Genomic DNA, 19,093 nt, shown 5'->3' on the forward strand with positions numbered 1-19,093 from the left:
CTACCGGCACCGACGCCGGGCCCCGGGGGCCGAGGGCTCAGGCGAAGAGCCGCCGGCAGACCTCGGGGACCAGCTGGTCGATGGCCACCCGGACCTGCTCGGTGGTGTCCCGGTCCCGGATGGTCACGGCACGGTCCTCCAGGGACTCGAAGTCCACGGTCACGCAGAGGGGGGTGCCGACCTCGTCCTGGCGGCGGTAGCGCCGGCCGATGGACTGGGTGACGTCGAAGTCGCACATGGCCACCGGCTGGAGCAGCCCCAGGACCTCCCGGGCCAGGGGGACGAGGCGCTCGTGCTTCGAGAGCGGCAGGACCGCCACCTGGTAGGGGGCCAGGCGAGGGTGGAGCCGGAGGACCGTCCGGCGCTCCCCGCCCACCTCGTCCTCCTGGTAGGCGGCCAGCAGGAAGGCCATCATCGTGCGGGTCGCCCCGGCGGCCGGCTCGATGACCCAGGGCACGTAGCGCTCCTGGGTCTGGGGGTCGAAGACCTCGAGCTTCTCTCCCGAGGCCGCCGAGTGGGCCTTCAGGTCGTAGTCGGTCCGGTTGGCGATGCCCTCGAGCTCGTCCCAGCCCCAGGGGAAGAGGAACTCGACGTCGGCGGTGGCCTTCGCGTAGTGGGCCAGCTCCTCGGGCTCGTGCTGGCGGAGCCGCAGGCGGTCCTCGGGGATCCCGAGCTCCCGGTACCAGCGGAGCCGCTCGGCGGTCCAGTAGGCGAACCACTGGTCGGCCTCGGCCGGGGGCACGAAGAACTCGAGCTCCATCTGCTCGAACTCCCGGGTCCGGAAGACGAAGTTCTGCGGGGTGATCTCGTTCCGGAAGGACTTGCCGACCTGGGCGATGCCGAAGGGCGGCTTCTTCCGGGTGGTCTGGAGGACCTGCAGGAAGTTCACGAACATGCCCTGGGCGGTCTCGGGGCGCAGGTAGCAGACCGTCGCCTCGTCCTCCACCGGCCCGGCATGGGTCTTGAACATCAAGTTGAACGCCCGGGGCTCGGTCAGGTCGGTCGAGCCGCAGCTCGGGCAGACCCCGTCGATCTTGTCGGCCCGCCAGCGCTCGTGGCACTGCCGGCAGTCCACCAAGGGGTCGGTGAAGTTCGCCAGGTGCCCCGAGGCCTCCCAGATGCGGGGGCTCGAGAGGATGGCGGCGTCCAGGCCCACCACGTCGTCCCGCAGCTGCACCATGCTCCGCCACCACGCGTCCTTCACGTTCCGCAGCAGCAGGACCCCGAGCGGCCCGTAGTCGTAGGTCGAGCGGAACCCGCCGTAGAGCTCGGCCGAGGGGAAGATGAATCCCCGCCGCTTGCAGAGGTTCACGACCTTCTCCATGAGGTCCTCCTGGCCCGGCTGGCTGGCCGGGGCGGGGGCCTCGGGGACCGGGGGGTTCGCCGGGGGGGTCATCCGGGCGAGGATACCGGCCGGGCCGTCGGGTCGAGGTGGACGGCCAGGGCGTCGGCCAGCAGCCGGCCCCGGCGGGTCAGGACCAGGCGGTCCCCCGCTGCCTCGACGAGCCCGGCCAGCTCCGGCCGGCCGGCCAGGGCCTCGGCCAGGGCCGCCCGGGGCACCCCCCGGGGGGTGCGGAGGGCCAGGGCCAGGCGCTCCAGGCGCCGCTGCTCGGGGGTCAGGACCTCCCCGCCGGCCAGGGCCGGCCGACCGGTCTCGACCGCCTGCAGCCAGCGCCGCAGGCTCCGCTCGTGCCACCAGCGCCGGCCCTGCAGGTGGGACGCGGCCGAGGGGCCCAAGCCCAGGTAGTCGCCGCCGGCCCAGGTGGCCTGGTTGTGCTCGCAGGCCCCGCCGGGCCGGGCCCAGGAGGAGATCTCCACCCAGCGGTAGCCGGCGTCGCCGAGCAGCTCGTCGACCAGCTCGTAGCGGGCGGCAAGCTGCTCCTCCTCCGGCCAGCGGGCCGGGTCCCGGGCCAGGGCGGTCCGGGGCTCGACGGTGAGCAGGTAGCAGCTCACCTGGCCGGGCGGCTTAGGCAGGGCCAGGAGGGCCTCGAGGGCCCGGCGCAGGTCCTCCTCGGTCTCGGCCGGGGACCCCACCACGAGGTCCACCCCAAAGCGCGCCAGGCCGGCCCCGCCGAGCAGGCGGGCGGCCCGCAGGCCCGCCTCGGGGGCCTGCCGGCGGCCCAGGCCGGCGAGCACCGGGGCGGCGAGGGCCTGGACCCCGAGCGACACCCGGTTCACCCCGGCGGCCAGCCAGGCCTCCAGGGCCTTCGGGGTCACGTCCTCGGGGTTGGCCTCCAGGGTCACCTCCGCACCGGGCCGCCGGGGCAGGGCGGCGAGCAGCGAGCGCAGGAGGGCCGGGGGTAGGCGCGAGGGCGTGCCCCCGCCGAGGTAGACGGTGCTGGCCCCGCCGGCCAGCCGCTCGGCCACCTCCCCCGGGTCGACCGGCGGGGCGGGGGGCTCCAGGCCCGCCCGGGCCAGCCGGTCGAGCTCGGCCCGGACCCCGGCGACGAACCGGGCCGCCAGGTGGTCCTGGCCGACCGCCACCGCGTAGCCGCAGTAGTCGCAGCGGTCCCGGCAGAAGGGCACGTGGACGTAGAGCCCGAAGCCTCCCTGGGCAGAGTCCAGCGCGGCGCCGTCGGGCGCCCCCATGGACAGCGGCTCAGGGCGCACCGGCCCGGGGATCACCGGACCAGGGCTCACCGGCCCGGGCTCCCCCGCGCCGGGCCCTCGCCGGAGGCCTGGCCCTCCCGGGCGGCGGCCTGGGCGGCCCGCCAGCGGGCCAGGGCGTCGGCCCGCTCGACCCCGTGGTCGACCAGGGGCGGTCGGGCGGGCGCCGAGCCCAGGTAGCGGCGCCGGTAGACCCCCTCGGGGTCGAACCGCTCGGCCTGGCGGTCGGGGTTGAAGACCCGGTAGTAGGGGGCGGCGTCGGTGCCCACCCCGGCCACCCACTGCCAGCCCTGGTTGTTCGAGGCCAGATCCCCGTCGACCAGGTGCCAGAGGAACCAGCGGGCCCCGAGACGCCAGTCGAGGTGCAGGTCGTTCACGAGGAAGCTGGCGCAGACCATGCGCACCCGGTTGTGCATCCAGCCCTCCTCGAGGAGCTGGCGCATGCCGGCGTCGACCAGGGGGTAGCCGGTCTCCCCCCGGGCCCAGGCGGCGAAGCGGGCCTCGGCCGCCGGCCCGCGCTCGACCCGCAGGAAGCGGCCCGCCAGCACGAGCGGTGACCAGGCGGCCTCGGGCCGGTGCCAGAGGACGTCCGCGTAGAACTCCCGCCAAGCCAGCTCGGCCACGAACCGCTCCAGGGCCGGGCCCCTGGCCGCGGCCTGGGCCTCGGCCAGGACGGTTCGGGGATGGAGGACGCCGAGGTGGAGGTCGGCCGAGAGCCGCGAGGTGCTCGGCAGGTCGGGCCGGTCCCGCTCGCGGTGGTAGGCGGCCAGGGGCCCGTCGCAGAACGCCCGCAGGCGGGCCCGGGCCGCCTCGCTGCCCGCAGCCGGCAGGCGGGGGGCCGGTCCGAGGGGCAGCCCCGCCCACCAGGCCGGCAGGCCGAGCGCCCCGAGGGCGGCGGCGTCGTCGTTCGCGGCCGAGAGGACGTCGATGCCGCCGAGCAGGTCGTCGACGGTGACGTCGCTCGCGAGCCCCTCGGTGCGCAGGTCAGGGGCAGGCCGGGGCGGCTCGACCGGGACCTGGAGCCAGGCCCGGTGGAAGGCGCTGAAGACCGCGAAGGGCTGGCCGTCGGCCCGCCGGACCCGCCCGGGGGCCACCAGGTAGGGGGTGCCCTGGCGGACCAGCCGGCGCCCGTCGGCGGCCAGTCGCTCGGCCACCGCCCGGTCCCGTCGGCGGCCGTAGGGGGTGGTCTCGCCGCTCGCCAGCACCACGTCGGCCCCGGCCTCGGCGGCCACCTGGGCTACGACCTCGGCGACCGCCTCGGCGCCCCCCTGACCCGGGGCCCGGCGGAGGGTCAGGGTCCCCCCGAGCCGGCGGTCCAGGTCGGCCAGGCAGGCCGCCAGGAAGCGCCGGCGGTTCGGGCCAGCCCCGCGGGCGGCCCGGGGGTCGAGGACGAAGAGGGGGACGACCGGGGCCGACCCGGCCGCCTCGGCCGCTGCCTGGAGGGTGGGGAGGTCGTCGACCCGGAGATCCCGGCGGAACCAGAAGACGACGGGCCGTCCGGGGGTGCGAGCCGGGCTCACGGTCGGACCGGGGTCCGCAGACTGCGCAGCCGGCGGTCCAGGTGCTGCTCCATGAGCTCTCCGGCCAGCTCGGCCACCTCGGCGACCGCCGGGCCGGCCGGCTGAGCCAGGGCCCAACGGAGCTGGCCCCCCAAGACGGCCTGGAGGAGCCCCAGGGCCTCCCCCGAGAGCCCCCGGCCGCTGGCGTGGGCCCGGCAGCGCACCCCGCCGGCCGGCCCGTCGAAGGCCACCAGCTGGTCGGTCGCCCCGCACTCGTTGCAGGCGGCCACCTGGGGCGCTGCTCCCTCGAGGGCGAGGGCCCGGAGGAGGAAGGCGGGGACGAGCAGCGGGGGGTCCTCGGCCTCGAGGACCCCGAGGGCCCCCACCAGGCTGGCCACCAGGGGCGTCGGGTGGCGTTCCTGGACCAGCTGGTCGGCGACCTCCAGGAGCACGAAGGCCTTCGCGGTCCGCTCCAGGTCGGCTCGGATGCCCAGGTAGGGGTGGAGGACCTGGGCCTGGGTCACCGTGTCCAGCTCGCCTCGGCCCCGCCAGCACTGCACGGCCACGTGCGTCAGGGGCTCGAGGCGCCCTCCCCAGCGGGACCGGGTCCGCCGGACCCCCTTGGCCACGGCCCGCACCTTGCCCTGCTCGGCCGTGGCCACCACCACCACCCGGTCGGCCTCCCCCAGGCGGAAGCTCCGCAGCACGACGCCCTCCGCCCGGTAGTGGCTCATGGCCCCTCCGGCGCCCCCTCGGGCCCGGCCTCGGCCGCGGGGGCGGCGCTCCCCGGGGGCACCGGGTGGTCCTGTGGCTCCGACGCCTGGGCCGGGCCTCGGGGCACGGGGATCGGGTCCCGGCGGGGCGTGCCTCGACCCCCCAGCCGAGTGCCGAGGACGATCATGGCGACGATGCCGACCAGGGTGAGGAGGATGCCGAGAGCACCGGGGGAGCCTGCTGCGGCCATGATCGAGAGGAGGGCCACGACCGCCAGGCCGAAGAGGATGGCCAAGGTCCGCATCGCCTAGGCCCCTCGGTCGACCCGGACGCCGCCGTAGCGGCGCTCCCGGCGCTGGTACTCGGCCACCGCCTGGTAGAGGTGCTGGCGACGGAAGTCGGGCCAGAGCACGTCGGAGAAGACCAGTTCGGAGTAGGCCAGCTGCCAGAGGAGGAAGTTCGAGATCCGGTACTCCCCCGAGGTCCGGATCACCAGGTCCGGATCGGGCTGGTCCGGGTGGTAGAGCCGGGCTCGGATGGCCCGCTCGTCGACCCGTTCGGGCCGGACGCCGTCGGCCACCAACTGGCGGACCGCGTCGACGATCTCGGCCCGGCCACCGTAGTTGAAGGCCATCGTCAGGGTCATCCGACGGTTCTTCTCCGTGAGCGCCACCGACTCGTCCATGCGCCGCAGGACCCGCCGGGGCACCCGCCAGTCCCGGCGGCCGGCGAAGCGGATCCGGACCCCCTTCTCGTGCAGCTCGTCCCGCCGACGCACCAGCAGGTCCTCGTTGAAGTGCATCAGGTAGCGGACCTCGTCGGGAGGCCGCCGCCAGTTCTCGGTCGAGAAGGCGAACATGGTCAGCCAGCGGATCCCGAGGGCCAGGGCCCCCTCGACGGTGTCCCACAGGGCCGTCTCCCCCGCCGCGTGCCCCTCGGTCCGAGGCAGGCCCCGGCGGGCCGCCCAGCGCCCGTTGCCGTCCATGACGCAGGCCACGTGCGCAGGGACTCGGCGCGGGTCGATGCCCTCGGGGAACTCCTCGGCCACGGACCCGACGCTAGCGGCCCCGTCGAGGCCCCACGAGGCACGGTCAGCGCCGAAACCCCAGGACCGAGGGGGCCCGGCCGGGACCGCCAGCCGGGACCGGGACCAGGGGTCCGGACGCGCCGGAGGGCCGGGCACCCGCCCGACCCTCCGATCCCGTCTCGGGTTCGTCGCCTGAGCGCTCAGAGCGCCTTCACGCGAGTGGCCTGGGGCCCCTTCTGGCCCTGGGTGGTCTCGAACTCCACCCGCTGGCCCTCGAAGAGCTCCCGGTAGCCCGTGCCCTCGATGGCCGAGAAGTGCACGAACACGTCGGCACTGCCGTCATCGGGGGTCAAGAACCCGTAGCCCTTCGTGGCGTTGAACCACTTCACCGTACCTTCGGCCATGACGCCTGCCTTTCCACGCACTCCAAGCCTGCGGGTGACAAGACGCCAGCCGACACAGCAACGTCGGGCAGCGTGTCCATCCCGACGCTGGCGGCACTCTAGCACGGCGCGGGGCCCGGACCGCTAGCCTCCCGCCGATGGCCCCCGAGGCGCCCACCCCGACGACCGCCGGGTCGGCGGAGGGGCTCCTGCAGGCCCTCCGAGCGACCCTCGGGCGGGTCACCGCCGAGCTGCCCGGGGGAGCCGAGCCCCGCCCCGGCCAGGAGACCCTGCTCGAGGCGGTGGGACGAGCGGTCCTCGCCAAGCGGCACCTGGTGGCCGAAGCCGGGACCGGCACCGGCAAGACCCTCGCGTACCTGGTCGGCAGCCTGCTCGCCCCGACCCCCGTGGTGGTGGCGACCGCCACCTTGGCCCTCCAGGACCAGCTGCGCCACCAGGACCTGCCGCTCCTCGCCCGGGCCCTGGCCGACCCGGGCCTGCCCGAGGCGACCCGCCGGCCCCGCCTGGCGGTGGCCGTGGTGAAGGGCAGGGCCAACTACCTCTGCCGGCAGCGGGCCGCCGAACGGCTCGGCTACGCCTCGTGGCCCGAGCTCGAGGCCACCGGCGCCCTGGGCGACGAGGGGCTGCGGCCCGGGCCGAGCGCCCCGCCCCTCTCCCCGGGACTGGCCCGCCTGCTGGCCTGGGCCGCCGACTCGCCCGACGGGGACCGCAGCAGCCTGCCCGAGGAGCCCGACCCGCGGGACTGGGCGGCCCTGAGCATCGAGCAGCAAGCCTGCCCGGGGGGCTTCGCCTGCCCCTCGGGGGGCGCCTGCTTCGCCGAGCTGGCCCGGGCCCGGGCCCAGACCGCCGACGTCGTGGTCACGAACCACGCCCTCTATGCCAGCCAGCTGGCCGGGGCCGCGGTCCTGCCGGAGCACGGGCTGGTGGTCCTCGACGAGGCCCACGAGTTCGAGGAAGCCCTCCGCCAAGCCCTCAGCAGGGAGGTCAGCCCGGCTCGGCTCCGCCAGGTCGCGGCCGGGGCACCGGGGGACGAGCCCGCAGCCCAGGACCTCGAACGGGCCGCCCAGGCCCTCGAGGGCCTGCTGGCCAGCCGGCCCGGGCAGCTGCTCGACGGGCCAGCCACCGAGGCCCTCGCCGAGCCCCTCACCCGGGCCCAGGGGGCCGCCCTGGCCCTGGCCGAAGCAGCCCGGGGCCGGGCCGAGTCGGCCCGGCGCGCCGGGGCGCTCCAGCGGGCCGCCGCGGCGGCCAGCCGCCTGGCCGCCGACCTGGCCGCCCTGGTCGACCCCGAAGCCGACCTGGTCCGCTGGGCAGGCAGCGGCCGGACCCCGAGCCTGCGCGGGGCCCCGGTGGACCTGGCCCCCACCCTGGCCGGCCGGCTCTGGCCCCGGACCATCGGGGTCCTGACCTCGGCCACCGTCCCCCGGGACCTCGTCGAGCGCCTCGGCCTGCCCCCCGATCGGACCGACCAGCTGACCGTGGCCAGCCCCTTCGACTACCGCCACCAAGGCCTGCTCTACGTGGCCGCCGACCTCCCCGACCGGCGCCGGCCCCAGGCCGACCCGGCGGCCCTGGCCCGACTCGAAGCCCTCATGGAAGCCGCCGGCGGCCGGACCCTGGCCCTCTTCACCAGCTGGCGGGCCCTCCAGGACGCCGAAGCCCACCTGGCCGGCCGGTTCCCCTGGCCGCTCCTCGTCCAGGGCCAGCTCCCGAAGGCCGAGCTCCTGCGGCGCTTCGCCGACGAGGAGACCAGCTGCCTCCTCGCCACCGTCTCCTTCTGGCAGGGGGTCGACGTGCCCGGCCGGGCGGTCAGCCTGGTCGTCCTCGACCGCATCCCCTTCCCCCGGCCCGACGACCCGGTCCTCAGCGCCCTGCGCCAGCGGGCCGGCACCCAGGGGTTCCGTCGCGTCGACCTGCCCCGGGCCGCCACCTTGCTAGCCCAGGGCGCCGGTCGGCTCATCCGCCGGGCCTCCGACCGGGGCGTCGTCGCCGTCCTGGACCCCCGGCTGGCCACCGCCAGCTACCGCCGGCTGCTCCTCGACGCCCTGCCCCCCCTGCGCCGCACCACCGACCTGGCCGAGACCCTGGCCTTCCTCAGCGCCGCGGTCGCCGACCACGACGGGACCGGGCCTTTCGGGGAGCACGGTGCGGCCCCCGGCGACCGCCCCCGTGGGCCCCGGGCGGCGAGGACAGCGGGCGAGGCTCAGTAGCCGAGACGCTCGATGGCGTCGGGGCGCTGCTGCCAGCGGGGCTCGACCACGACGTGGAGCTCCAGGTAGCAGCCGGGGGGGAGCTGGCGGCGGACCCGCTCGCCGACCCGCCGGAGAACCGCCCCGCCCCGACCGATGACGATGGCCTTCTGGGAGGGCCGCTCGACCAAGATCTCGACCCGCAGACGGGGCCAGTCCCACTCCACCAGCCGACAGGCGATGGCGTGGGGCAGCTCGTCCTCGACGACGGCCAGCAGCTGCTCCCGGACCAGCTCGGCCACCCGGACCTCCTCGGGCAGGTCGGTCAGGACCTCCGGGGGGTAGTAGGGCGGGCCCTCGGGCAGGCGGGCCACGATGGCCTCGGCCAGCTCGGCCACGCCCCGGCCGCTGCGGGCCGAAACGGGGTAGAGCTCGACGCGGTGTCCCGACCCGGCCAGGTCCCGCAGGGCCTGGTCGGCCTGGGCCAAGCGGGCCAGGACCTCGGCCGGGCGGGCCCGGTCCAGCTTGTTCAGCACCACCAGCATCCGCTCCTGGCCCCGGCCGTCGCCGACGGCCGCCAGGCTGCGGGCGAGCACCAGGCGGTCCCCGGGCCCGACGTCCCCGGTGGCGTCGAGCACCGCCACCACCACGTCGAGGTCCTCGAGGGACTCGGCCACGTGCTCGTTCAGCCGAGCACCCAGGGCGCTGCGGGGCCGGTGGAGGCCGGGGGTGTCGACGAAGACCGCTTGGCGACCCGGCCGGTGCAGGACCCCACGAACAGGACGACGGGTGGTGTTCGGCCGGGGCGAGGTGATCGACACCTTGCTGCCGACCAGCCGGTTCACCAAGGTGGACTTGCCGACGTTGGGTCGACCGACCACCGTCACGAACCCCGAGCGGAACCCCTGGTCCTCCCCCATCGGTCCCCCCGCTCAGCCTCGGCCGACCGGGGCCGTCGGCGAACCGGCCTGGCCGTCCGCACCGGCCGACGCGGCGCTGTCGAGGGGCGGGCCCCCACGGGTGCCGTCCCCGGGGAGCTCGCCGGCCACTGGTGGCGGCAAGGGCTCGACCCGCACCCGGCCGACCCGGTTGCCCTGGACCCGTTCGGCCACCAGCCGCCAGCCGGCCACCGCCACGGCGTCGCCCTGCAGGGGCACCCGACCGAGGAGGTCCGAGAGCAAGCCGCTCACCGTGTCCCAGGTGCCCGTGGGTAGCTCCACGTCGAGCTCCTCGGCCAGAGCGTCGACCGTCAAGCGCCCCGAGACCGAGCGGCTGCCGTCGGGCAGGCGCTTGATGGGGGGCTCCTCGACGTCGTACTCGTCGACGATCTCCCCGACCAGCTCCTCGATGAGATCCTCAAGGGTCACCAGGCCGGCCGTGCCGCCGTACTCGTCGACCACCAGCGCCAGGTGGAACGTCTCGGCCTGCATCTCCCGCATGAGGGCCGCCACGCGCTTGGTCTCGGGGACGAAGTGGGCGGGCCGCAGGTGCCGGCGGACCTCCTCGCCGCCCTGGCCGGCTCGCTCGGCCCGGACCAGGTCCTTCACGTAGGCCACCCCCACGATGTCGTCCACGTTGCCCTCGAAGGCCGGCAGCCGGCTGAAGCCCACCGCCAGGGCCCGCTCCAGGGCCTCGGTGACACTGGCGCTGGCCTCGACCGCCTGCATCTCGGGCCGGGGCACCATGACCTCGCGGACCACGGTGTCCCCGAACTCGATGATGGAGTGGATCAGGGCCCGCTCCTCGGTCTCGATGACCTGCTCCTCGACCGCCACGTCGGCCAGGGCGAGCAGTTCCTGTTCGCTGACCTCCGCGGGCCGCCGCCGGCCCCCGCTCAAGGCGGCCGCCAAGCGGACCAGCCCCTGGGAGAAGACCCGGACCGGCCAGAACTCCACCAGGGCGGCCACGAGCGGCGCCGCCAGGAGGGCCGACCGCTCGGGGTTCTGCATGGCCCAGTTCTTGGGCAGGGCCTCAGCCAGGACGAAGAGGACCACCACCTCGAAGACCGTGGCCACCGCCACCCCGAGGCCCCCGAAGAGCTGCTCGGCCAGGATCCCGACCAGCGTGGCCACCACCAGCTGGCAGACCAGGACCAGGAGCAGGACCCCCGAGAGGAACCGCTCGGGCCGCTCGACCAAGGCCAGCAGCTTGCCGGCCCCCCGCCGGCCCTCCTCGACCAAGGCCAGGGCCTTGGCCCGACTGGTCCGCACCAGGCTCGTCTCGGCCAGCGCCAACAGCGCCGAGACCGCCACCAGGAGGCAGACGACCCCCACCAAGGCCCACTGCCCGGCGCTCACCGCCCCCGCACCGCCCGGCCTCAGCCGGGCCGGCGGTAGAGCAGGTCCAAGAGCTCCTGCTCCCGGCGCTCCATCCGCTCGGCCTCCTCGTCCTGCTCGTGGTCCATGCCCAGCAGGTGCAGCACCCCGTGGACGACCAAGAGGGCCAGCTCGTCCTCCAAGCTCACCCCGTGCTCGGCAGCGTTCCGCTCGGCCACCGCCGGGCAGACCACGATGTCGCCCAGCAGCACCGGCACTTCCTCGTCGTCCGGCTCCCCACTGTCACCCGGGCCGGGCCCACCGGCGTCCGGGGAGCGGCCCCGGACCTGGGGCTCGTCGTCGATGGGGAACGCCAGGACGTCCGTCGGCCCCTCGCGTCCGAGGAAACGGTCGTTCAGCTCGGCGATCGTGGCCTCGTCCACGAACAGCAGCGAGACCTCGGCGTCGGCCACCACCCCCTCGGCGGCCAAGGCCCCCCGGGCCAGCTCGGCGAAGCGCTCGATGGCTACCGGCCGGTCGGCCTGCTCGTCGGCGCAAAAGACGTCAACCGGCACGGAACGCGCCCCTCCCGCCCTGCTCGGCTCGCTCGTAGGCCGCCACGATGTCGGCCACGATCCGGTGCCGCACCACGTCCCGGTTGTCCAGCTCCACGAAGGCGATCCCCTCGACCCCGCCCAAAACGTCGGCCAGGCCCAGCAGGCCCGAGCGTCCCCCGGGCACGTCCACCTGGGTCACGTCCCCGGTCACCACCGCCTTCGAGCCGAAGCCGATCCGGGTCAGGAACATCTTCATCTGCTCCGGCGTCGTGTTCTGGGCCTCGTCCAGGATGATGAAGCTCCGGTTCAAGGTCCGTCCCCGCATGAAGGCCAGGGGAGCCACCTCGACCGTGCCCCGCTCCAGCAGCCGCTGGGTGCCCTCAGCCCCCACCAGGTCGAAGAGCGCGTCGTAGAGGGGCCGCAGGTACGGGTCGACCTTCGCCATGAGGTCCCCCGGCAGGAACCCCAGCCGCTCCCCCGCCTCGACCGCCGGCCGGGTCAGGATGATCCGCTCCACCTCCCGGCCCTGGAGGGCCTGCACCGCCAGGGCCACCGCCAGGTAGGACTTGCCGGTCCCCGCCGGGCCGATCCCGAAGGTCACCGTGTGCCGGGCGATGGCGTCTGCGTAGCGCTTCTGCCCGGCGGTCTTCGGCCGCACGCTCCGCCCCCGAGCAGCGCGCAGGAGCTCGGTGGCCAGCACCTCGGAGGGCCGAAGGTCGTCCTTCACCATCCGGATGCTCCGGCCCACGTCCGCCGCGTCCAGCCGCTGACCCTTGCCCACCAGGGCGACCAGCTCCTCGAACAGCTGGCCCACCCGCTCGGCCTCCGGCCCGTCCACGCTGATCTCGTTGCCCCGGACCACGATCCGCGCACCGGGGAAGGCATCCTCGACGACCCGCAGCAGCTCGTCGTGCTGCCCCAGCAGACCCACCATGAGGTGGTTGCCCGGGACGAGGATCTTGACCGAGGTGGCGGACACGGGCGCTCGAGCTCAGGCTACCAGCCGACCCGGCGGGCCGTCTCGGGGTCCAGGGGCACCGGCCTCAACCCGGCGGCCAGCCCAACCGTCGGCCACCCAGCACGTGCAGGTGCAGGTGCCCCACCGAGTTCAAGGCGTCCGCCCCGACGTTCGCCACCAGCCGATACCCCGAGTCCAAGACCCCCTCCTGCGCCGCCACCTGGCGGGCCAGCACGAACAGGTCGGCCAGCAGCGACCCGTGCTCGGCTTCGAGGGCCGCCGCGTTCTCCACATGGGCCTTCGGCACCACCAGCACGTGGACCGGCGCCTGCGGGTTGATGTCCCGGAACGCCAGGCCCTGGGCGTTCTCGGCCACCACGGCGGCCGGCACCCGGCCGGCCACGATCCCGCAGAACAGGCAGTCGGACGAACCGCCCGAGGACGCCTCGGCGCTCACCCGACCACCTCCCCGCAACCCCAGTGGCCGGCCCCAGCCGTCCTCGTCACGACCGCACCGCCTGGTTCCGGCCCTGCCCCTGGCCCTTCAGCTCCGGGTAGAGGTGCTCCAGGCTGCCCGGCGCGATCCGGCAGGACTCGATGAAGCGCTCCACGTCCTCCTCCTTCAGCCGGATGACCCGGCCGAACCGGTAGGCCGGCAGCGACCCCTCGTCGATGAACCGGTAGAGGCTCCGCAGCGTCACCCCCAGGTGCTCCGCCGCCTCCTTCGTGCTCATCCACTGGATCCGTTCGCTCATGGTCTCCCAGGGGCCTGCCGACTCGCGCCCAGCCGCCCCGCCAGGCACCGCCGCGCCCGGTCATCGTAGCCAGCGGACCCGCTCGACCAGCCGCGTCCAGCGATCCGAAGGAGCCTCAGGGCGCCGAGACCCGCAGGCCCAGCTCGTCGAGCCGACGGCTCATGGCGTCCGGCGTCACCCCGAACAGGCAGGCGATCGCCCGGAGGTCCTCCGAACGGATGGTGATCATCCGACCGTTGAAGTCCTGCCGCTGGACCTGGATCATGCTCAGGAACCGCCGCAGCAGGTCCCGCTCCGGCCCGCTCACCGTGTTCAGCTTCGTCAGGTCGATGGTGACCTTCTCCTGGCCGTCCCAAGGCCGTGCCGGCCGCCGCGCCACCGGGCTGGCCTCGGCCCCGCCCCAACGGTCGTCGTCCTCGTCCTGGGGCAGCAGCTGGTCCACCGGCACGTCGTAGAGCCGCGCCAGCCGCTGCAGCCGGGGCACAGAGATCGCCCGCTCGCCCCGCTCGTAGGCCCCGAGGACCGACGCCTTGAACTCCTGCTCCGACATGGCCTCCACGGCCTGCAACGACAACCGCATCTGTTTCCGCACGGCCCGCAGCCGCGAGCCCACCGCCCGGGCGTAGGCCGCTCGAGCAGCTTCCTCTTCTTGGTCCTCGTCGGCCGACAGCGGCTGGTTCACCATCGTCATGGCATCCTCGTCTGGTCCGACCGCTCCTGCGGTCCCTCGCCGTTGCGCACCGTCCCCCCACCGCCCTTACGGCGGCGAACCGCACGGCACCTGCAGTCTTCCCCACGCTCAGTGGCCAGCGCAAGCATCGCGCAGACGAAGCCCGGGTGGCGGCACAGCACCGGTCACGCCTCGCTCCTTCTCGGCTTCGAAGCGCAGCCCGCACAGCCGGCTCGCCACCGCCACCGCCGCCGTCTCCACCCGGAGGATCGTCGGCCCGAGGTCCAGCGCCGCCCGGGGCTGGCCTCTCGGGCCGAGGAGCTCCTCGACCACGAAGCCGCCCTCGGGCCCCACCAGCACCGCCGGCTCGGCCAGGCTCGGCACCCCGGCGGCCCCGGGCACGCACACGGCCGCAGGACCTTGCCCCTCGGCCCCCAGCAGCTCGTCCAGCTCGGCCAGGGACATCGGGCCCAGCACCGCCGGCAACCAGGCCCCCCGGCTCTGGCAGAGGGCCGCCTCGGCCACCCGTCGCAGCCGCGCCACGTACCGCTCCGCCCGCTGCCCCTCGACCCGCACCACGCCCCGCTGGGTCCGGAGCAGCACGATCCGGTCCACCCCCAGCTCGGTCAGCTTCTGGACCGCCCACTCCGTCCGCTCCCCTTTCACCGGGGGCAGTCCCACGGTCAGCTCGGGGTGCAGCCGCGGGGCCCACACCATCGGCCCATCGGGCTCCAGCCCGGCCCGGCTTCCCTCCCCGGCCAGCCGGCAGCGCCGCCAGCCGCCCCGGCCGTCCAGCGCCACCACCGGACTGCCCGGCGCAAGCCGCAGAACCCGCGCCAGGTGGTGCTGCCCGTCAGGACCCAGCGCAGGCTCTCCCAGATCATCGACCAGGACCGCCGCGCTAGCCCCAGCCGACGCCGGCCAGCGACCCTCGTCGAAGGCCACCGTCTCAGCCGAAAGCGGCCTTCAGCCGGGCCAGGAACCCCTCGTGCTGCCCCTGGCCGACCGGCTCGCCTCGCTCGGCCGCGAAGCGCCGCAGGAGCTCCTCTTGGGGCTTGGTCAGGTCGGTCGGCGTGTCCACCACCAGATGCACCAGCAGATCGCCCCGGCCCCGGCCCCGGACGTGGGGCACGCCCTTGCCCCGCAGCCGTACCACCGTGCCGGTCTGGGTCCCCGGGGGCACCTGGACCCGCTCGCTGCCGTCGAGCGTCTCGACCTCCACCACCGTCCCCAGGGCAGCCTGGGCCATGGTCACGTGCAGGTTGGCCACCAGGTCGTCCCCCCGCCGGGCGAAGCGCTCGTCGGGAGCCACCCGCAGGTGCACGTAGAGGTCCCCTGGCGGTCCGCCCCGCGGCCCGGCCTGCCCCCGTCCGGCCACCCGAAGCGTGGCCCCGTCGTCGACCCCGGCCGGCACCTCCACCGTGATGCTGCTGCTGGCCGCCCGTCGCCCCTCGCCTTGGCAGCTCGGGCACGGCGTCGTGATGGCCTCCCCAACCCCTCGGCACCGCGGGCAGGTCACTGCGGTCACGACCTGCCCCAGGATCGACTGCCGGACCCGGTGCAGCTCGCCGCTGCCCCCGCACTCCGGGCAGCGCACCGGGGTCGTCCCCGGCCGAGCCCCCGAGCCCCCGCAGGTCTCGCAGGTCACCAGGGTCTCCAGGGTCAGCTCCTTGCGGGCCCCAAAGACCGCCTCCTCGAAGCGCAAGTCCAGGACCACCTCGGCATCCGCCCCTCGCACCGGTCCCGACCGGGCCCGCCCCGGGCGGCCCCCGCCGGCCATGGTGAAGAAGGCGTCGAACAGGTCGCCCAGGCCACCCGAGCCGAAGGGGTCGAAACCCACGCCCCCCGGCCCCGCCGACCCGTCGGTCCCCTCGGGCCCGTAGCGGTCGTAGCGGGCCCGCCGCTCGGGGTCCCGCAGGACCTCGTAGGCCCGGGTCACCTCCTTGAACCGCGCCTCGGCCTCGGGGTCTCCGCCGGTGCTGTCGGGGTGCAGCTGCCGGGCCAGCCGGCGGTAGGCCCGCTTGATCTCCTCCTCGCTGGCGTCTGGCCGGACGCCCAGGAGCTCGTAGTAGTCCACCGCCTTGGCCATCAGCTCGACCCTACGCCCCGTCGGCCACCCTGGTCGCCTCGTCCGCCCGACGTGAAGCGCCCAGGCCCCTCGGCCCCCAGCACCTGGGCGATCCGGCTGCTCAGCTGCTCGCCCACCAGCTGCACCGCCGCCAAGGCCCGCGGGTAGTTCATGCGGGTCGGCCCAAGGACGCCGATGACCCCCGTCGTCTCCCCTTGGACCTCGACCGGCGACACCACCAGCGCGCAGGAGGCCAGCGGTTCGAAGCCGTGCTCCGCCCCGATGGCCACCGACAACCCCCGGTCCAGGACCTCCTCGATGAGCTCGACCACCACCAGCTGCTGCTCCAAGATGGCCAGCACCGAGCGGACCGTCTCCACGGCGTCGAAGGCCGAGGCCACCCGGGACGAGCCGCCCACGAAGACCTGCTCGGCCTCGGGCCCCTCGGCCAGCGCGGCGATCGCCTCGGCCGCCGCCTTCCCGATCCGGTCGACCACGGGGTCCCCGCTCGACCCCACGCCCTCCCGGGCCAGCTGGCCCAGGGTCCGGCCGGTCCAGGACCGGGCCAGGTGGGCGGTGGCCCCGCCCAGGGCCGCCTCGGAAACCTCCTCGGCGAACTCCAGGGTCCGCTTCTCCACCGCCCCGTCGCCCAGGACCACCACCAGCAGGGCCACCGTCGGCGCCAGGCCTACCAGCTGCACCGAGCGCACCGGTGCCTGCTCGTGGCGCGGCCCCACCACCACGGTCGCGTAGTTCGTCAGCTCCGTCAGCAGGCCCGAGGTGCGCGACAGCAGCTCTTCGACCTCGCCGTGGACCTCGGCGAAGAAGCGCCGCACCTCTTGGCGCTGGGACTCGTCGAGGGCCCCCTGGCTGGTCGCCAGGTGGTCCACGAAGAACCGGTACCCCTTGTCGGTCGGGATCCGGCCGGCCGAGGTGTGGGGCTGCACGAGGAACCCCTCCCGCTCCAGGCTGGCCATCTCGTTGCGCACCGTGGCGGCCGACACGTCGATCCCTGGCCGACGGGTCACGTGGGCCGAGCCGACTGGCTGGGCCGTCTCGATGTACTCGGCCACCACGGCGTTCAGGATGGCGGCCTTGCGCTCGTCGAGTTCCGGCCGCGCCTCAGGGCGCTCGGCTCGCCGGCCCGACGGTCGCTCTGCCCGCTCAGCCATCCTTGCTCACTGCCCCTGGCTCCTCGCCCGAACCCCGCCCTCGGCCCACCGGCCACGAGCTCCCACGGTCTGGGGTCCGGCACCTGTGGTGCGTGTTGCCCTCGACGTCCTGGCACTCGAGTGTACCGACTGCTAGGCGAGGCACGGGAGCCGCCGGAGGAGGCGGGTGCGGGGGTTCGGACGACGATTGTGGAGTTCGTGTGAATCACGCATCGTGGGCGTCGATGACCCAGGACGACCGTGTGGCAGGGATGATCCCCCGAGATCACCACTGAACGCGGCGATGAAGCGGCTGTTGTGGAGTTTGTGTGCAAAGGGTTCGACCGGCCAGGCCCACCCCGCCGGCCACCCCTGCCCTCCGCCCCCGCTCACGCCGGCGCCGCCGCCGCCGGCCTTAGTCGTCGATGCGGAGGGCAGCGACGAAGGCCTCCTGGGGCACCTCGACCCGGCCGATGGTCTTCATGCGCTTCTTCCCCTCCTTCTGGCGCTCGAGGAGCTTGCGCTTGCGGGTGACGTCACCGCCGTAGCACTTGGCCAGGACGTCCTTGCGCTTGGCCTTCACCGTCTCCCGGGCGATGACCCGCCCCCCGATGGCCGCCTGGATGGGCACGTCGAAGAGCTGCCTCGGGATGAGCTCCCGGAGCTTCTCGACCATCCGCCGCCCGTAGGCCTCGGCCTGGCTGCGGTGGACGATGGTCGAGAAGGCGTCGACGGGGACGTGGTTGATGAGCAGGTCGACCTTGACCAGGTTCGCCACCTGGGTGCCGGCCGGCTCGTAGTCGAGACTGGCGTAGCCCTTGGTGCGGCTCTTCAGCTGGTCGAAGAAGTCCACGACCACCTCGGCGAGAGGGATGCGGTAGCGGAGCTCGACGCGCTCGGGGGAGAGGTAGTCCATGCCCTCGAGCTCCCCCCGGCGGGCCTGGCAGAGCTCCATGACCGCCCCGGTGTGCTCGGCCGGGGCGATGATGCTGGCCCGGAGCATGGGCTCCTCGATCTGGGCGATCCGGGAGGGCTCGGGCATCTCGGAGGGGTTCTCGAAGGTCACGCTGGAGCCGTCGGTCAGCTGGGCCCGGTAGGCCACCGAGGGGGCGGTGGCGATGAGGGAGAGGCCGAACTCCCGCTCGAGGCGTTCCCGGACGATCTCCATGTGGAGCAGACCGAGGAAGCCGCAGCGGAAGCCGAAGCCGAGGGCCCCGGAGGACTCGGGCTCGAAGCTGATGGAGGCGTCGTTCAGCTTGAGCTTCTCCAGGGCTTCCCGCAGTTCGGGCAGCTGGTCCCCGTCGATGGGGTAGAGGCCGCAGAAGACCATGGGCTTGGGGTCCCGGTAGCCGGCCAGGGGCTCGGCGGCCGGCCGCTGGGCGTCGGTGACGGTCTCGCCCGAGCGGGCCCCCCCGACATCCTTGACCCCGGCGATGAGGTAGCCCACCTCGCCGGGTCCGAGCTCGTCGACCCGCCGGGGCTCGGGGGTCCGGATGCCGAGCTCCTCGACCTCGTGGACCGTGCCGGCCTGGAAGAACCGGACCCGCTGGCCGGTACGCAGGACCCCGTTGACCACCCGGATGGAGCTGACCACCCCCCGGTACTGGTCGTAGGCCGAGTCGAAGATCAGGGCCTGCAGGGGGGCCTCGGGGTCCCCGGTCGGGGGAGGCACCCGGGCCACCACCGCGTCGAGCAGCTCCGGCACGCCCTGGCCGGTCTTGGCCGAGATCTGCAGGACCTGGTCGGCGGGGATGCCGAGGACGCGCTCGAGCTCCTCGGCGCAGCGCTCGGGGTCGGCCGCCGGCAGGTCGATCTTGTTGAGGGCAGCCACGATCTCGAGGTCGTGCTCGAGGGCCTGGTAGCAGGTAGCGAGGGTCTGGGCCTGGATCCCCTGGGAGGCGTCGACCAGTAGGACGGCCCCCTCGCAGGCGGCCAGGGACCGGCTGACCTCGTAGCCGAAGTCGACGTGCCCGGGGGTGTCGATGAGCTGGAGCCAGTGGTCCTTCCAGTGGACCCGGACGTTCTGGGCCTTGATGGTGATGCCCCGTTCGCGCTCGATCTCCATCGAGTCGAGGAACTGTTCCCGCATCAGCCGGGGGTCCACGGCCTGGGTCAGCTCCAGGATCCGGTCCGAGAGCGTGGACTTGCCGTGGTCGACGTGGGAGATGATGGAGAAGTTCCGGATCGAGCTGGCGGGGAGCACGGCGAGGGCAGCGTAGTGGCTGGGGCCTGCTAGTCTTGC

At 74.6% G+C, this 19,093-nt stretch carries 19 protein-coding genes; 1 reads left to right on the top strand and 18 read right to left on the bottom strand.

The window, feature by feature from the left end:
* Positions 1 to 37: 37 nt before the first annotated feature.
* From Acit_RS03175 to Acit_RS03205, 7 genes are all read right to left on the bottom strand, one after another.
* Entirely contained in the window at positions 38 to 1,324 is a 1,287-nt protein-coding gene (locus Acit_RS03175) for a glycine--tRNA ligase (protein WP_248105857.1), read from the bottom strand.
* A 68-nt stretch (positions 1,325 to 1,392) separates the two neighbouring features.
* Positions 1,393 to 2,640 carry a coproporphyrinogen-III oxidase family protein gene (locus Acit_RS03180; protein WP_248105619.1) on the bottom strand — a complete coding sequence of 416 codons (1,248 nt, stop codon included), beginning with the start codon at positions 2,638 to 2,640 and terminating at the stop codon, positions 1,393 to 1,395.
* Entirely contained in the window at positions 2,637 to 4,127 is a 1,491-nt protein-coding gene (locus tag Acit_RS13435) for a cryptochrome/photolyase family protein (RefSeq protein WP_248105620.1), read from the bottom strand. Before Acit_RS13435 ends, Acit_RS03180 begins: the two co-directional genes overlap by 4 nt.
* Complete coding sequence (gene recO / locus Acit_RS03190) at positions 4,124 to 4,840, bottom strand: DNA repair protein RecO (RefSeq protein ID WP_248105621.1); 717 nt, start codon at positions 4,838 to 4,840, stop codon at positions 4,124 to 4,126. Before recO ends, Acit_RS13435 begins: the two co-directional genes overlap by 4 nt.
* A complete protein-coding gene (locus Acit_RS03195; protein ID WP_248105623.1) occupies positions 4,837 to 5,124 on the bottom strand; it encodes a hypothetical protein in 288 nt (95 codons plus the stop codon). Before Acit_RS03195 ends, recO begins: the two co-directional genes overlap by 4 nt.
* Before the next feature lie 3 nt (positions 5,125 to 5,127).
* Positions 5,128 to 5,868, bottom strand: a complete 741-nt coding sequence (gene uppS / locus Acit_RS03200; protein WP_248105625.1) for a polyprenyl diphosphate synthase — start codon at positions 5,866 to 5,868, stop codon at positions 5,128 to 5,130.
* A 179-nt stretch (positions 5,869 to 6,047) separates the two neighbouring features.
* Positions 6,048 to 6,251, bottom strand: a complete 204-nt coding sequence (locus Acit_RS03205) for a cold-shock protein (protein ID WP_248105628.1) — start codon at positions 6,249 to 6,251, stop codon at positions 6,048 to 6,050.
* A gap of 137 nt (positions 6,252 to 6,388) precedes the next feature.
* Here Acit_RS03205 and Acit_RS12780 point away from each other — a divergent pair, with 137 nt between their 5' ends.
* Positions 6,389 to 8,458 (top strand): ATP-dependent DNA helicase, encoded by a 2,070-nt coding sequence (locus tag Acit_RS12780; protein WP_282436143.1) that lies wholly within the window; start codon positions 6,389 to 6,391, stop codon positions 8,456 to 8,458.
* On the opposite strand, the gene era is transcribed toward Acit_RS12780, so the two are convergent.
* From era to lepA, 11 genes are all read right to left on the bottom strand, one after another.
* Positions 8,452 to 9,357 carry a GTPase Era gene (gene era / locus Acit_RS03215; RefSeq protein ID WP_248105630.1) on the bottom strand — a complete coding sequence of 302 codons (906 nt, stop codon included), beginning with the start codon at positions 9,355 to 9,357 and terminating at the stop codon, positions 8,452 to 8,454. The genes Acit_RS12780 and era overlap by 7 nt on opposite strands.
* Positions 9,358 to 9,369: 12 nt before the next feature.
* Complete coding sequence (locus tag Acit_RS03220; protein WP_248105633.1) at positions 9,370 to 10,734, bottom strand: hemolysin family protein; 1,365 nt, start codon at positions 10,732 to 10,734, stop codon at positions 9,370 to 9,372.
* Positions 10,735 to 10,754: 20 nt separating this feature from the next.
* Complete coding sequence (gene ybeY / locus Acit_RS03225) at positions 10,755 to 11,267, bottom strand: rRNA maturation RNase YbeY (RefSeq protein WP_248105637.1); 513 nt, start codon at positions 11,265 to 11,267, stop codon at positions 10,755 to 10,757.
* Positions 11,257 to 12,228 carry a PhoH family protein gene (locus tag Acit_RS03230; RefSeq protein ID WP_248105639.1) on the bottom strand — a complete coding sequence of 324 codons (972 nt, stop codon included), beginning with the start codon at positions 12,226 to 12,228 and terminating at the stop codon, positions 11,257 to 11,259. The genes ybeY and Acit_RS03230 overlap by 11 nt, the downstream gene beginning before the upstream one ends.
* Positions 12,229 to 12,292: 64 nt before the next feature.
* Positions 12,293 to 12,664, bottom strand: a complete 372-nt coding sequence (locus Acit_RS03235; protein WP_248105641.1) for a histidine triad nucleotide-binding protein — start codon at positions 12,662 to 12,664, stop codon at positions 12,293 to 12,295.
* A 46-nt stretch (positions 12,665 to 12,710) separates the two neighbouring features.
* Entirely contained in the window at positions 12,711 to 12,962 is a 252-nt protein-coding gene (locus Acit_RS03240; protein ID WP_248105643.1) for a helix-turn-helix domain-containing protein, read from the bottom strand.
* Between the two features lie 115 nt (positions 12,963 to 13,077).
* Complete coding sequence (locus tag Acit_RS03245) at positions 13,078 to 13,653, bottom strand: transcriptional regulator (protein ID WP_248105645.1); 576 nt, start codon at positions 13,651 to 13,653, stop codon at positions 13,078 to 13,080.
* Positions 13,654 to 13,761: 108 nt separating this feature from the next.
* Complete coding sequence (locus Acit_RS03250; RefSeq protein ID WP_248105647.1) at positions 13,762 to 14,577, bottom strand: RsmE family RNA methyltransferase; 816 nt, start codon at positions 14,575 to 14,577, stop codon at positions 13,762 to 13,764.
* Positions 14,578 to 14,581: 4 nt separating this feature from the next.
* The gene (dnaJ, locus tag Acit_RS03255; protein ID WP_248105649.1) at positions 14,582 to 15,721 is read right to left on the bottom strand and encodes a molecular chaperone DnaJ; all 1,140 of its coding nucleotides are present in this window, start codon (positions 15,719 to 15,721) and stop codon (positions 14,582 to 14,584) included.
* The gene (gene hrcA, locus Acit_RS03260; RefSeq protein ID WP_248105651.1) at positions 15,721 to 16,872 is read right to left on the bottom strand and encodes a heat-inducible transcriptional repressor HrcA; all 1,152 of its coding nucleotides are present in this window, start codon (positions 16,870 to 16,872) and stop codon (positions 15,721 to 15,723) included. The genes dnaJ and hrcA overlap by 1 nt, the downstream gene beginning before the upstream one ends.
* Positions 16,873 to 17,266: 394 nt before the next feature.
* On the bottom strand, positions 17,267 to 19,054 hold the full coding sequence (lepA, locus tag Acit_RS03265; protein WP_248105657.1) for a translation elongation factor 4: 1,788 nt from the start codon (positions 19,052 to 19,054) through the stop codon (positions 17,267 to 17,269).
* Between the last annotated feature and the right edge of the window lie 39 nt (positions 19,055 to 19,093).

This window comes from Aciditerrimonas ferrireducens (assembly GCF_023130475.1).
Lineage (GTDB): Bacteria > Actinomycetota > Acidimicrobiia > Acidimicrobiales > UBA8190 > Aciditerrimonas > Aciditerrimonas ferrireducens.

Excerpts from the sequence above, each read along its gene's own strand:
- Acit_RS03175 (WP_248105857.1), bottom strand. The coding sequence starts at position 1,324 with ATGGAGAAGGTCGTGAACCTCTGCAAGCGGCGGGGATTCATCTTCCCC.
- recO (WP_248105621.1), bottom strand. The coding sequence starts at position 4,840 with ATGAGCCACTACCGGGCGGAGGGCGTCGTGCTGCGGAGCTTCCGCCTG.
- Acit_RS03195 (WP_248105623.1), bottom strand. The coding sequence starts at position 5,124 with ATGCGGACCTTGGCCATCCTCTTCGGCCTGGCGGTCGTGGCCCTCCTC.
- Acit_RS03205 (WP_248105628.1), bottom strand. The coding sequence starts at position 6,251 with ATGGCCGAAGGTACGGTGAAGTGGTTCAACGCCACGAAGGGCTACGGG.
- Acit_RS12780 (WP_282436143.1), top strand. The coding sequence starts at position 6,389 with ATGGCCCCCGAGGCGCCCACCCCGACGACCGCCGGGTCGGCGGAGGGG.
- era (WP_248105630.1), bottom strand. The coding sequence starts at position 9,357 with ATGGGGGAGGACCAGGGGTTCCGCTCGGGGTTCGTGACGGTGGTCGGT.
- Acit_RS03240 (WP_248105643.1), bottom strand. The coding sequence starts at position 12,962 with ATGAGCGAACGGATCCAGTGGATGAGCACGAAGGAGGCGGCGGAGCAC.
- Acit_RS03245 (WP_248105645.1), bottom strand. The coding sequence starts at position 13,653 with ATGACGATGGTGAACCAGCCGCTGTCGGCCGACGAGGACCAAGAAGAG.
- dnaJ (WP_248105649.1), bottom strand. The coding sequence starts at position 15,721 with ATGGCCAAGGCGGTGGACTACTACGAGCTCCTGGGCGTCCGGCCAGAC.
- hrcA (WP_248105651.1), bottom strand. The coding sequence starts at position 16,872 with ATGGCTGAGCGGGCAGAGCGACCGTCGGGCCGGCGAGCCGAGCGCCCT.